12 protein-coding genes are annotated in these 13,387 nt (G+C 64.7%); 6 read left to right on the forward strand and 6 right to left on the reverse strand.

Translation table 11 applies throughout. From position 1 onward, the window contains the following. Positions 1–13 precede the first annotated feature (13 nt). The 5 genes from FAZ11_RS01905 to FAZ11_RS01925 all read right to left on the reverse strand — a co-directional run bounded on the left by FAZ11_RS01905 (position 14) and on the right by FAZ11_RS01925 (position 4,960). Positions 14–322: a cytochrome o ubiquinol oxidase subunit IV gene (locus FAZ11_RS01905; RefSeq protein ID WP_137279436.1), complete on the reverse strand. Its 309-nt coding sequence runs from the start codon at positions 320–322 to the stop codon at positions 14–16. Beyond that, positions 319–948, reverse strand: coding sequence for a cytochrome (ubi)quinol oxidase subunit III (locus FAZ11_RS01910; RefSeq protein ID WP_137279437.1), 630 nt, complete (start codon positions 946–948; stop codon positions 319–321). The genes FAZ11_RS01905 and FAZ11_RS01910 overlap by 4 nt, the downstream gene beginning before the upstream one ends. Continuing rightward, positions 945–3,008 carry a cbb3-type cytochrome c oxidase subunit I gene (locus tag FAZ11_RS01915; RefSeq protein WP_137279438.1) on the reverse strand — a complete coding sequence of 688 codons (2,064 nt, stop codon included), beginning with the start codon at positions 3,006–3,008 and terminating at the stop codon, positions 945–947. Before FAZ11_RS01915 ends, FAZ11_RS01910 begins: the two co-directional genes overlap by 4 nt. Next, complete coding sequence (locus FAZ11_RS01920) at positions 3,001–3,918, reverse strand: cytochrome ubiquinol oxidase subunit II (RefSeq protein ID WP_137279439.1); 918 nt, start codon at positions 3,916–3,918, stop codon at positions 3,001–3,003. The genes FAZ11_RS01915 and FAZ11_RS01920 overlap by 8 nt, the downstream gene beginning before the upstream one ends. Positions 3,919–4,060: 142 nt before the next feature. Continuing rightward, entirely contained in the window at positions 4,061–4,960 is a 900-nt protein-coding gene (locus FAZ11_RS01925; RefSeq protein ID WP_137279440.1) for a LysR family transcriptional regulator, read from the reverse strand. 146 nt (positions 4,961–5,106) lie between these two features. On the opposite strand from FAZ11_RS01925, the gene FAZ11_RS01930 reads away from it, so the two are divergent. The 3 genes from FAZ11_RS01930 (at position 5,107) to FAZ11_RS01940 (ending at position 8,996) form a co-directional block, all read left to right on the forward strand. Next, on the forward strand, positions 5,107–6,186 hold the full coding sequence (locus FAZ11_RS01930; protein ID WP_137279441.1) for a 4-oxalomesaconate tautomerase: 1,080 nt from the start codon (positions 5,107–5,109) through the stop codon (positions 6,184–6,186). Between the two features lie 57 nt (positions 6,187–6,243). Next, positions 6,244–7,557: a C4-dicarboxylate transporter DctA gene (dctA, locus tag FAZ11_RS01935; protein WP_137279442.1), complete on the forward strand. Its 1,314-nt coding sequence runs from the start codon at positions 6,244–6,246 to the stop codon at positions 7,555–7,557. An 89-nt stretch (positions 7,558–7,646) separates the two neighbouring features. Beyond that, on the forward strand, positions 7,647–8,996 hold the full coding sequence (locus tag FAZ11_RS01940; RefSeq protein WP_081323589.1) for a CitMHS family transporter: 1,350 nt from the start codon (positions 7,647–7,649) through the stop codon (positions 8,994–8,996). 165 nt (positions 8,997–9,161) lie between these two features. Here the strand turns inward: FAZ11_RS01940 and FAZ11_RS01945 are convergent, their stop codons facing one another. Continuing rightward, on the reverse strand, positions 9,162–9,956 hold the full coding sequence (locus FAZ11_RS01945) for a substrate-binding domain-containing protein (RefSeq protein ID WP_081323590.1): 795 nt from the start codon (positions 9,954–9,956) through the stop codon (positions 9,162–9,164). Between the two features lie 139 nt (positions 9,957–10,095). On the opposite strand from FAZ11_RS01945, the gene FAZ11_RS01950 reads away from it, so the two are divergent. From FAZ11_RS01950 to FAZ11_RS01960, 3 genes are all read left to right on the forward strand, one after another. Then, positions 10,096–10,773, forward strand: a complete 678-nt coding sequence (locus FAZ11_RS01950; RefSeq protein WP_058789856.1) for a response regulator transcription factor — start codon at positions 10,096–10,098, stop codon at positions 10,771–10,773. After that, positions 10,751–12,124 carry a sensor histidine kinase gene (locus FAZ11_RS01955; protein WP_137279443.1) on the forward strand — a complete coding sequence of 458 codons (1,374 nt, stop codon included), beginning with the start codon at positions 10,751–10,753 and terminating at the stop codon, positions 12,122–12,124. The genes FAZ11_RS01950 and FAZ11_RS01955 overlap by 23 nt, the downstream gene beginning before the upstream one ends. Before the next feature lie 228 nt (positions 12,125–12,352). Next, positions 12,353–13,261, forward strand: coding sequence for a tetratricopeptide repeat protein (locus FAZ11_RS01960; RefSeq protein ID WP_137279444.1), 909 nt, complete (start codon positions 12,353–12,355; stop codon positions 13,259–13,261). Positions 13,262–13,387: the final 126 nt, after the last annotated feature.

Consider the following 13,387-nt stretch of genomic DNA (forward strand, 5'->3'; position numbering starts at 1 on the left):
TGGGCGATCTGCATCAGCCCATACGGTGATGCAGATCGCCCAATACCACCAGACTGCCCACCACCATCAGCACCAGGATCAGGCTGGTGAAGAGCAACAGATAGAGGTCGTGGCGGTGCGAGCGGCCCAGGCTGACATGCAGGAAACAGCGCAGGTGTACCAGGATCTGCAGCAGGCCCAGGCCGAAGACGATGGCCAGGGTGGTTCCGCGTGGCCAGGTCGGAAACTGGACCAGGGCGATGGGGACCAGGCTCAGCGTCACCGCCAGCCCCAAGCCGATCACATAACTCGCCAGCTCCCGTCGATAGTCATCTCGCTTCATGGCAGGAGTCCTTGCAGGTAGACCACCGAGAGGATGGCGACCCAGACGATATCGAGAAAATGCCAGAACAGGCCCAGGCGCATCAGCCGGGTCTTCACCGGGGTATCCAGGCCGAACACCCGGAGTTGTACCAGCATCACCACCAGCCACAGGCAACCGCTGGCGACGTGGACGCCGTGCATGCCCACCAGGGCGAAGAATGCCGAAAGAAAGGCGCTGCGCTGGGGCAGGGCGCCCTTGTCCGCCATGCCCAGGAAGTCGTGCAGCTCCAGGCCGAGAAAGACCAGGCCCAGGGCCAGGGTGACCAGCAGCCAGGTCACCAGGGGTCTCAGGCGGCCCTCGTGGTATTTCATCGCCAGTGACGCCAGGCCATAGGTGAAGCTGCTGGCCAGCAGCACCAGGGTCTGCAGGGTCACGCTGCCGATCTCGAACACGTCGCGGGCGACCGGACCGCCAGCGGTAGCGTGCTGCAGCGTCGCGTAGATGGCGAACAGCAGCGCGAACAGCAGGGCGTCGCTCATCAGGAAGATCCAGAAGCCGAATAACGAATACTCGGCCTCGGCGTGGGTGGCGTGATCGGTGGCACCGACGTTGAGGCCGGCGTGGTTCATATCGCGCGGACTCATGGGCCCATCTCCGCCAGGCCGCGATTGGCCGGGGTGGTTTCCTCGTCGCGCTTGACCGGGCGGGTCGCGGCGACCAGGTCCAGCCAGGCCTCGTGCTCGCGTCGGACATCCGCCGCCGAGATCAGTCGCTCGGTATCGCGCTGGAAGCTGCGCGCTATCACCGCGCCCCAGGCCACCACCAGGCCGAGCACGGCCAGCCAGCCGATGTGCCAGACCAGGCCGAAGGCGCAGGCGAAGCCCGCCGCCCCGACGATGGCCGGCACGGCGCTGTTCTTGGGCAGCTCGATGTCGGCATAGCTGCGCGGCCGGTCATAGGCCAGGCCCTGTTCCTTGAGCCAGGTGAAGGGATCGCGGTCGTTGATTGGCAGCGGCACGGCGAAGTTGTATGCCGGCGGCGGCGCGGCCACGGCCCATTCTAGAGTGCGGCCATTCCAGGGGTCGCCCACCGGTACGCGTGCCTGGTCGCGGTGGCGGATGCTCACCACCAGCTGGATCACCAGACTCGCCAGGGCGGCCAGCAGCAGGACCGCACCCACCTCGGCGACCCACAGCAGCGGGGCGAAATCCGGATTGTGGATGGCCTGGCTGCGCCGCGGCAGGCCGGAGGCGCCCAGCACGTACAGCGGCATGAAGGCCAGGATGAAGCCCAGGCCGAAATTCAAGGCGGCGATGCGCCCCCAGCGCTCGTCGAGGCGGAAGCCGAAGGCCTTGGGAAACCAGAAGTGGTAGCCGGCCAGCATGCCGAACAGCATTCCCGGGATCAGCATGTTGTGGAAGTGGGCGACCAGGTAGACGGTGTTGTGCACCTGGTAGTCCACCGGTGGCGTGGCCAGGGTGATGCCAGTGAGGCCGCCGATGACGAACAGCATGATGAACATCACCGCATAGATCAGCGGCGTGGTCAGGCGGATGCGGCCACGGAACATGGTCGCCATCCAGTCGTAGATCTTCACCCCGGTGGGAATGCCAATGAGCATGGTGGCGATGCCGAACACCGCGTTGATCTTCGGCGACTGGCCCATGGTGAAGAAGTGGTGCAGCCAGACGGTGAAGGACAGCACGGCGATCACCAGGGTGGCCCAGACCAGCGAGTGGTAGCCATAGAGTCGCTTGGTGGAAAAGGTCGAGAACACCTCGGAGAAGACGCCGAAGGCCGGCAGGATGAGGATGTACACCTCCGGGTGGCCGAACAACCAGAACAGGTTGATGTAGTTCATCAGGTTGCCGCCCTGGGTGTTGGTGAAGAAGTGGAAGTCCAGGTAGCGGTCCAGGGCTAGCAGCAGGGTGGCCACGGTCAGCGGCGGCATGGCGAAGATCATCAGGATGCTGGTGCACAGCGCCGTCCAGCTGAACAGCGTCATATGGAACAGACGCATGCCCGGCGCTCTTTCCTTGTAGAGGGTAACGGCGAAGTTCAGGCCGGTGAGGGTGCTGCCGAGGGAGCTCAGGGTCAGCGCCCAGATCCAGTAGTCGGGGCCGACGCCGGGCTGGTATTCGACGCCGGTATAGGGGGGATAGCCGCTCCAGCCACCGGTGGAGAAGCGGCCCAGCACCAGGGACACCATCACCAGCGCCGCGCCGGCCACGGTCAGCCAGAGACTGATGGCATTGAGCAGCGGAAAGCGCACGTCGCGGGCGCCGATCTGCAGCGGCATGGCGAAGTTGATCAGCCCGGTGAGGAAGGGCATGGCGACGAAGAACACCATGATGGTGCCGTGGGTGCTGAACAACTGGCCGAAGTGCTCGGGCGGCAGATAGCCGGGTGCATCGACCGCCAGGGCCTGCTGGGTGCGCATCATCACCCCTTCCACCACGCCGCGGCTGAACATCACCAGGGCTAGCACCACATACATGATGCCGATGCGCTTGTGGTCCAGGCTGGTGAACCACTCCTGCCAGAGATAGCGCCACTTGCCGAGCCAGGTGATCACCCCGGCGGTAGCCAGGGCGCCGAGGATGACCACGCTGGCGCCGCAGGTGGCGACCAGGCTGTAGAACGGCAGGGCGTCATAGCCCAGGCGACCGAAGAGGAAGTGCCAGAGGGCCGAGGATTCAGTCATGGTCGGCTCCCTTGAAAGCGTCGCAGGCGGGCACCGGGTGTTGGCGATAGCGCGCCAGCACCCAGGCGAAGAGGGCGGGTTGGGTCAGGCGCAGCTCGGTGGCCTGCTCCAGGGTGCCGGGGCGGGCCAGTACCTGGTAATGAGCGCAGTCCAGGGCCGCACGGGACTGGCGCACGCTCTGGGTCCAGGCTTGGAAGTCCTGCGCGTCCAGCACCCGGACCGGGAAGTGCTGGTCCTGGAAGCCCTCGCCGCTGTACTGGGCGTTGCGGCCCTCGAACTGGCCGGGGGCCGGGATCTGCAGGAAGCGTTGAGTCTGCATACCGGCCATGGCGTAGATCTGGCCGCCCAGGCGCGGCAGCAGCAGGGACTGCATCACCGTATCGCTGGTGAGTCTGAGCTGCACCGGCCGACCCGCCGGTAGCACCAGTTCGTTGACTGTCGCGATGCCCTGCTCGGGATAGAGGAACAGCCATTTCCAGTCCAGGCCGATCACCTGGACTTCCAGGGGCGCCTCGTTGGGCGTCGGCGAGCGATAGGGATCGAGGCTGTGGGTGCGGGTCCAGACCAGCACCGCCAGGACCGCCACCACCAGCGCCGGCACGCCCCAGGCGAAGACGTCCAGCAACCAGGAGAATTCCCAGCGTGGCCGGTAGGCGGCGCGGTCATTGCCGTGGCGATAACGCCAGACGATCAACGGGGTGAGCAGGATCACCGGCAGCACCACGATCAGCGTCAGGCCGACGATCCACAGCAGCAGGTCGCGTTCGCCACTGGCGGCGAGGCCCGCCGGGGCGAGAAAGCCATGCTGCAGCGGCGAGCAGCCACCCAGCGAGAACAGGAGCGACAGCAGGCATCCCGAGTGGACTGCGCGGCGGCTGCCGGTGGAAGGCGAGGGACTCGCGAGGGACATGGGCGATCGGACCGTAACCAGTTATTGCAGCCAACAGACCCCAGGCAAGCGGCGGGCGTTCACCACTGGCTGGCCCTTGGCTAGCGTGGCGCTTCGCCCTCACCCTGGTCCGCCGCTCTGGCATGGGCTTTTCGGCGACTGGTCAGCTGGGCTCGGTTTTCCACTGGCCGAGCAGGATGGCGACGAATTTCTCGGCGGCAGGCGACAGCGAGGCGCCCCGGCGCGAGACCAGGCCCAGGGTGCGCGTCACCTCGGGTTCGCTGAGGGGCACACTGACCAGGGTCGGGTGATCGGCGTCCGGCATGGCCAGGCTGGGCATGGCCGAGACCCCCAGGCCGGCTTCCACCATACCCAGCGACGTGGACAGGTGCTGCACCTCATAGAACCACTTGGGGCGAATGCCGCGGGCGGAGAGGGCGTGGTCGAGCAGCACCCGGTTGCCGCTCAGGCGGCCCACGCCGATCAAGCGATGATCGACCAGTTCGGCCCAACTGACCGAACTGCGCTCGGCCAAGGCGTGGTCGCGGCGGCAGGCGAGCACGAATTGCTCCTGCACCAGGGGCACGAATTCGATGTCCGGGTGCTGGCCGCTGAGCATGTTGATGCCGAAGTCGGCCTCACCGCGCAGCACGGCTTCCAGGCCATCGTTGGCGCTGAGGTCGAGCAGGCGGATGCGGATCTTGGGGTATTGCTCGTTGTACTGGCGGATCACCGAGGGCAGGAAGTAGAAGGCCGCGGTGGGGATGCAGGCCAGGGTGACCTGACCGGTCTGGCGTTCGGCCAGCTCGCGGATGCTGAGGATGGAGTCCTCGAAGTCGTCCAGCAGCCGGCGCGCCTTGGGCAGGAAATCCCGACCCACGCTGGTGAGGCCCACCCGACGAGTGGTGCGTTCGAGCAGGGGCGTGCCGAGTCCGTCTTCCAGCTTCTTGATGCGGCGGCTAAGGGCGGGTTGGGACAGGTGCAGCGCATCGGCGGCCTCGTGGAAGCTGCCCAGTTCGGCGATTTTCACGAAAGATCGAATGTCTTGCAGCTCGTAATCCATGAATGGCCCCTGCCCGAGCGACGGAATTATTGATTATCTAGGTGGAATAATAGCGACGATATTTGCATTGGATAGATTTATGCGGGACTGCCAATCTTGTCTCCAGAACATCAATAACCGCTATTGATCAACAAGAGTCAGCAGTCATGCAACGTATTCCGTGCGTTCTCATGCGGGGCGGTACCTCCAAGGGCCCCTTCTTCCATGCCAGCGACCTGCCCAGCGATCCCGCCGCGCGCGACGAGATGCTGATCGACCTCATGGGCGCCGGCCACGAGCTGGAAATCGACGGCATCGGTGGCGGCAGCCCCCAGACCAGCAAGGTCGCCATCATCAGCCCCTCCAGCCATCCCGACGCCGACGTGGACTATCTGTTCGTCCAGGTGATGGTCGCCGAGCGTCGCGTCGATACCGCGCCCAATTGCGGCAACATGCTCTGCGCCGTGGGCCCCTTCGCGGTCGAGCAGGGCCTAGTCGCTGCGCGCGAGGGCAAGACCCTGGTGCGCATCCGCAACCTCAATACCAACAGCTTCGTCGACTCCCTGGTGCAGACCCCCGGTGGCCAGGTGCGCTACGAAGGCGACACCGCCATCGACGGCGTGCCCGGCACCGCCGCGCCGGTCCAGCTGACCTTTCTCGACGCCGTCGGCAGCAAGACCGGCCAGCTCTTTCCCACCGGCCAGGCCAGCGATGTCTTCGATGGCGTGCCGGTGACCTGCATCGACATGGCCATGCCGATGATGATCGTCGAGGCCCGCCACCTGGGCGTGACCGGTAGCGAACGGCCCGCCGAGCTGGATGCCAACGCGGCCTTGCTGGCGCGGCTGGAAGCCCTGCGGCTGCAAGCCGGTCGGGCCATGGGTCTGGGCGATGTCAGCGGCAAGGTGATTCCCAAGCCGGTGCTGATCTCCCGGCCCCAGCACGGCGGCACCCTGCAGGTGCGCTACTTCATGCCGCACAACTGCCACCGCGCCCTGGCCATCACCGGTTCCATCGGCCTGGCCACTGCCTGCGTCACCCCGGGAACCGTGGTGATGGCGCTGTTGGGCGAGGGCGCGGCAGACCTTACCCAGGTACGCCTCGAACACCCCAGCGGCGGTATCGACGTGGTGCTGTCGCGCGGCGGCGCGGACGGCACTACCATCCAGGCGTCGGTCGTCCGCACCGCCCGCCGGCTATTCTCCGGCCATGTCTACGCGCCCACCGCGCAAAGGCTCGCCGGCTGATGTAATACCCCCCAACCACCAGCGCATCCGCACAACTTCAATAAACGGTGATGCCTCATGAAACTCGCGAAATCGCTGTACTTCCAGATCCTCTGCGCCGTGGTGCTCGGGGTAGTGGTCGGTCACTTCTGGGCGCAACAGGCGGTGGCGCTCAAGCCCCTGGGCGACGCCTTCATCAAGCTGATCAAGATGATGATCGCGCCCGTGGTGTTCTGCACCATCGTCACCGGCATCGCCGGGATGACCGACAAGAGCAGCCTGGGCCGGCTGATGGGCAAGACCCTGCTGCTGTTCCTGGTGCTCACCGTGATCAGCCTGGTCATCGGCCTCGGCGCGGTCTATCTGTTCCAGCCCGGCGTGGGCATGAACATCGATCCCGCGACCCTGAGCACCGCCAGCATCGCCCAGTACACGGCGTCGGCGGCCAAGCTCAGCGTGGTCGACTTCTTCATGCACATCATCCCGGACACCTTCATGGGGGCGTTCAACAAGGGTGAGGTGCTGCCGGTGCTGTTCATCGCCGTGCTCTGCGGCTTCGCCCTGTCCTCCATGGGCGAGCGCGGCAAGCCGGTGCTGAACGTACTGGAGTCGGCTTCGCAGATGGTCTTCCGCATCTTCGGCTACCTGATGCGCTTCGCCCCGGTCGGTGCCTTCGGCGCCCTGGCCTTTACCGTGGGCCAGTACGGCATCACCTCGCTGGGCTCCCTGGCCAAGCTGATCATGACGCTGTACATCGCCTGCGCCTTCTTCGTCTTCGTGGTGCTGGGCGCGCTGTGCCGCGCGCGGGGTTTCAGCCTGTGGCAGCTCTTGCGCTACTTCCGCGAGGAATTCCTGGTGGTGCTGGGCACCTCATCCACCGAGCCGGTGCTGCCGCGCATGCTGCAGAAGCTCGAAGCCCTGGGTTGCAAGAAGGGCGTGGTCGGCCTGGTGCTGCCCACCGGCTACTCCTTCAACCTGGACGGCACCGCCATCTACCTGTCGCTGGCGGCCATCTTCATCGCCCAGGCCTGCAATATCGACCTCACGGTCGGCCAGACCCTGACCATGCTGGCGATCATGCTGCTGTCCTCCAAGGGCGCGGCGGGCGTCACCGGCAGCGGCTTCGTCGCCCTGGCCTCGACCCTCACGGTGATCCACGACATCCCCCTGGCCGGCCTGGCGCTGCTCATCGGCATCGACCGCTTCATGTCCGAAGCCCGCGCCCTGACCAGCCTGGCCAGCAACGCCGTGGCCACCGTGGTGATCTCGCTGTCCGAAGGCGCCTGTGACCGGGAGCGGCTGATGCGTACCCTGGCCAGCGGCAAGGCCGAACCCGTGGCGGTACCCGAAGCCGCCGAGTGGACCGCGCCGGACGTTCGTCCCCACGCCTGATCGCTACACCCTGACCACCGTTTCAGCCCACCTCCGCGCCGTCAGCTGGCCGGAGGTAGGGATCGGCTGCGCCGCGCACGGCCGTGGTCATGCCAATAATCACAACAACAATCCGGAATACGCCCATGCTCGCACTCCTCGGTTTGATCATGGTGGTGACCTTCACCTACCTGATCATGAGCAAACGCCTGTCGCCCATCGTGGCGCTCACCGTGGTGCCCATCGTCTTCGCCCTGATCGGCGGATTCGCCCCCACCACCGGCAAGATGATGCTCGACGGCCTGAAGATGGTGGCGCCCTCGGCTGCCCTGCTGCTGTTCGCCATCCTCTTCTTCGGCCTGATGATCGATGCGGGGCTGTTCGATCCGCTGATCCGCAAGATCCTCAAGCGCGTCAACGGCGATCCGGTGAAGATCGCCATCGGCACGGCGCTGCTTTCGCTGCTGGTCGCCCTGGATGGCGACGGCACCACCACCTACATGATCACCTGCGCCGCCATGCTGCCGCTGTACAAGCGCATCGGCATGAATCCCATGGTGCTGGCGACCGTCTCCATGCTCTCGCTGAGCATCATGAGCGGCATGAGTCCCTGGGGCGGTCCGGCCACCCGCGCCATCGCGGCCCTGGGCCTGGACGCCACCGCCTACTTCATTCCCATGCTGCCCACGGTGATCGGCGGGGGCGCCTGGGTGGTGTTCACCGCCTTCCTGCTCGGCCGCCGCGAGCGCGCCCGCATCGGCAACGTCAGCCTGGCGAGCGGCGGGGCCAATGGCGGCAAGTGCTATATCGAAGAGATCCTCGGTGATTCGCCCACCAAGCGGCCGCGCCTGGCCTACGTCAACCTGGTGCTGGTGATCGCGGTGATGACCGCCCTGGTCATGGGGCTCATGCACGCCGCCATCCTGTTCATGATCGGCTTCGTGCTGGCGCTGATGATCAACTATCCGCAACTGGAACTGCAGAAGGAACGCATCCTGGCGCATTCCGGCAACGCCATGACCGTGGTGCTGCTGGTGTTCGCCGCGGGCATCTTCGCTGGCATCTTCTCCGGCACCAAGATGGTCGACGCCCTGGCGCAGACCCTGGTGGACTGGATTCCGCCGGCCTGGGGCCACTGGTTCCCGCTGGTGGTGGCCATCACCAGCATGCCGCTGACCTTCGTGCTGTCCAACGATGCCTACTACTTCGGCGTGGTGCCGATCCTGGCCAATGCCGCCGCGGCCTATGGCATCGATCCGGTGGAAATCGCCCGCGCCTCGGTGCTCGGTCAGCCGGTGCACCTGATGAGTCCGCTGGTGGCGTCCACCTTGCTGCTGGTGGGCATGGTCGACCGCGATATCGGTGACTTCCAGAAGGCCACCGTGAAATGGGCGGTGCTGACCTCTCTGGTCATTACCGCCATCGCCCTGCTGACCGGCGCCATTTCCTTTTTCGTCTGACGCCGTTGGAGCAACGGTCTTGATCGCGGCCATGCCGGTGCGCCGCGATAGACCGTAGGCTGGGTTGAGACGGCTCTATCGTCGAAGCCCAACATTGCTTGCGTGCCGAGCCAATATTGGGCTTCGCTGCGCTCAACCCAACCTACGGCGGCCGGTGGGGCTGCCTTATTGCTGCTGCGCGGGGATGGGCTTGAGACCGCTGTCCTCGATGGCCTTGGCGGCGTCCTTGGAAGCCAGGTACTGGAGCAGGGCACGGGCGGCTTCCGGATGCTGGCTATGGGTGACCACGGCGCCGGAGTAGAGGGTCATCTTCTGCGCCTGGTCGGGAATCAGGCCGACGATGTCGATGCCTTGCACCGGCTTGAGTTCGCTCAGTTGCTGGAAGCCGAGCTGCGCCTCGCCACGGGCCACCACTTCGCCCACCGGCTCGGCGGGGATCATGCGCGCCTTGGCCTTGAAGGCGTCACTCAGTTGCATGCGCGGAAAGAGGATGCGCGACAGGTAGACGCCGCTGGCGCTATCGGAATAGGCCACCGACTGGGCGTTTTCCAGGGTCTGCTTGAAGGCGTCCATGGTCGAGATATCCGGCTTGGGCGCCCCCTGGCGGACCGCCATGGCGATGAAGGATTGGCCGAGGTCGACGCGGCTGTCCTTCAGCGCCTGGCCCTCGGCGATCAGCTTGTCCAGTGCCGAACCCACCATCAGCACCACGTCGGCCGGCTCGTGGCGCGCCAGGCGATTGGGGATGGCCTGGGGCGTATCACCCATGGAGGGCGCGGCGGCGATGTCCAGCTTCACGCCAGTGGCCTTTTCATAGGCCGGGGCCGCTTCGCGGATGGCGCCCATGATGCCGCCCGAGCTCAGCACCGTGAGGGTGGTGGCGGGTTGCGCGGCCAGCAGCGGCGTGGCGGCGGCGAGCAGCAGGGTGCCGAGGGCGAGGGCGGGTAGACGTCGGAACATGGCAGAGACTCTCGATGGAAAAGACGGACGATAGACCTCGCGCGCGACCTTGGCGCGTGAGGCCGGATGAAAAAAAATTTAGTTTACCGGTCCGGCGGTTTTCCCTAGGGTGTGCGGTCCGCCAGACCGGGAGGCCAGCATGACCCAGGCTTTGGTCATCGAAGACGACGCGGTGACCGCCCATTCCATTGCCAGCGAGTTGCAGGCCCAAGACTACCAAGTACGCTGGGAAAGCACCGGGCGCGAGGGCCTGGCCGCCGCCATCGCCGGCGGGCACGACATCATCACCCTCGACCGCATGCTGCCAGACTTCGATGGCCTGACCATCGTCAGTACCCTGCGCGGCCTCGGCATCGCCACCCCGGTGCTGATGCTCAGCGCCCTGTCCGATGTCGACGAGCGGGTGCGTGGCCTGAGGTGCGGTGGCGATGACTACCTGACCAAGCCCTTTTCCCTGGTGGAGATGGTGGCGCGCCTGGAAGCGCTGCTGCGGCGTCCGGTCGCCCAGACCGCCAGCCACCAGCTGAAGGTAGGCGAGCTGACCCTGGACCTCATCGACAACACCCTGACCCGCGCCGGCGAGGCCATCGCCTTGCTGCCCACCGAATTCAAGATCCTCACCTACCTGATGCGCAACGCCGGGCAACTGGTGACCCGCACCATGCTGTTCGAGCAGGTCTGGGGCTATCACTTCGATCCGGGCACCAACATCATCGATGTGCACATGGGCCGGCTGAGACGCAAGATCGAAAGGGCGGGGCAGCCGCTGGTGCATACCGTGCGTGGGGCCGGCTATGTCCTCGTCGTCCCGGACTAGGCGCTGGCGCTCAGGCAGCAGTCGCTTGCTGGCCCTCTATGCGCTGTTCTTCGCGGCCTGGGGCGCGGTGTTCACCGGGGTGCTCTACTGGCAGATCTCCGCCTACCTGGGCGAGGTCGCGGAACGCACCCTGCTGCAGCGGGCCCACTACTACCGCAAGGTCGCCGACGCCGATCTGCTGGGCGAACTCCAGGCCAGCGAGGTCTATTCGATTCCCGGCATCGATGCCTATGGGCTGTTCGAGGCCGACGGACGCTACCTGGCCGGCAGCCTGGTAAAGCTCCTGCGCAGCCTGCCCGACGATGGCCGGGTGCACTACCTGCAACGCGGCCTCAAGACCGCCGATACCCTGGACGAGCCGCGCAGTAGCCATGCCTTCCTGCAACGCCGGGCGGACGGGCGCATCCTGGTGCTGGCCCGCGACGGCGGCTCCATCTCGGCGGTGGGCGGCATCATCGGCCAGGCGCTGTTCTGGGGGCTGTCGCTCACCCTGATTCCGGGCTTGATCGGCTGGCACCTGTTGCGCCGGCGCCCGCTGCGCCGGGTCGAGCGCCTGCAGGACAGCCTGGAGCTCATCGTCGCCGGCCATCTGGACGAGCGTCTGCCGCTGTCCAAGCGTCACGACGAACTGGACATGCTGGCCGATGCGGTCAATACCACCCTGGCTCAGCTGGAGCGCTCGATGCACGAGGTGAAGGACGTCTGCGACGGCATCGCCCACGACCTGCGCACCCCGCTGACCCGCCTGCGCGCGCGGCTGCACCAACTCCAGCAACTGCCGCTGGCGGCGCCCCAGGCCGACAGCCTGGGCGAGGCACTGGCCGAGACCGAGGCCATCATGTCGCGCTTCCAGGGCCTGCTGCGCATCTCCGAACTGGAGGACACCCGGCGACGCCTGGCCTTCGCCTCGCTGGACCTGGCCGCGCTGCTGCGCCAGGCCCATGAATTCTACGAGCCCATGGCCCAGGAAAAGGCCCAGACCCTGACCCTGGAGCTGGCCGAGGACCTGCCGGACGTCCAGGGCGATGCCTCGCTGCTGTTCGAAGCGCTGGTCAACCTGCTGGACAACGCCATCAAGTTCGCCCCCGTGGGCGGCCAGGTGCGCCTGCTGGCGCGGAGCGCCGCGGGCGGGGTACGCATCGAGGTCAGCGACGACGGCCCCGGCATCCCCGAGGCCGAGCGCGAAAGCGTGCTGCGGCGGCTCTGCCGCGGCGATGCCAGCCGCCAGCAGCCAGGCTATGGCCTGGGGCTGTCGCTGGTGGCGGCCATCGTGCGGCTGCATGGTTTCCAGCTGCGTATCGAGGGGGCGGAGCAGGGGGGCGCCAGAGTAGTCATCGCCATTATGTGCTGATGGCTCGCCTAAGATTCTTGCGACACTGCCAACAGCGACATACCCGAGATAATATCCACAGATAACTGTGAGGTTGACACTTACCTACGAGGCGTGATCGCAGCCTTCCACGATCGGCTAGCAAGCGTGCTAGGAGAACGTTTGAGGGCATCACCGGCGAGCATGTCTAGCATCATTGGGCAGGCAGAGCCCTCTTTCGCAATTGATCAATAGGGAGAAGCGATCAGGATGAAGAATATCTGGGCAGTCAGCATTTTAGCTTTTCCCTTGAGTCTCCTGTCGGCTTGTAACACGCCTCCACCCGAAGTGGCTGATCCGTCTGGTATGAGTCAGAAAACAGCCGACGGCTTCAGATGCTGGGGTGTAAAGGATCAAACTTCGCCTACTTCTGAACAAGTCGCATACGTAAAAAGCAAGGCAAAAGGCGGAAATGAGATGTGCCAGGTTATGCTGGGCGTAATGTATGAATTGGGGCGTGGGGTGCCTCAAGATTACGCCAAAGCACGCTCTGTGTTTCAAAAATTAGGTGATGCACATCCTGAGTCCTATAACTTTCTAGCATCAATGTTGGAGACTGGTAAAGGCGGGCCAGTGGATTTGGCTGGAGCAAGAGCGCTTTATGAGAGGTCTTATAAGGCTGGTGGGCCAGAGGGCGCTGCCAAGTACGCTGAATATCTGGCGGATGGCAAAGGAGGAAGCCAGGACGAAGTTCAAGCTATGGCAATTGCCTTGGAAAATTCTAAGCGATACGGAGACGACGCCTGGAAAGTGGTGACGCTACTCAGAGCTCGCGGTGTCAAAATGAGCGAGCAACAGGCCGCTAGATATAACGGTCTTTGGGTTGCACGGCTACAGAGTTCGTTAAGGTTGGTGTCTGGCGAGTATCGAGAGAAGTTGAGGCCTGTTCTGAAGACGGATGGGCCGAAAAAAGTGTATCGGCTCAAGATGCGGTTCGATGAGGGGGTGAGCAATCCTGTTGTGACGATGCAGGAGCCTTCCGGAAATGCTTTGCATGATTCGATAGTTGTGAGCGTAATGGAAAGGATAGAAATGAAAGAATTTCTGGTGCTGCCAAATGGGCGGCGATCACAAGAAATTCAGGTTAACTTTTCGATTGATCCCTATATCGTTAGGTAGTGACTATAGGCGCGCGCCTCGCATTTTGTCGCGGGCTTCTATTTTTTTATGGTTATAAGGTTTTTGCGAAAGCTGCTGCTTTTTTGATGCTAATTAGCTGTGGTGTCGAGTCATGCGCTTGTGGTG

Source organism: Pseudomonas rhizoryzae, from assembly GCF_005250615.1.
In the GTDB taxonomy this organism is placed as follows: domain Bacteria; phylum Pseudomonadota; class Gammaproteobacteria; order Pseudomonadales; family Pseudomonadaceae; genus Chryseomonas; species Chryseomonas rhizoryzae.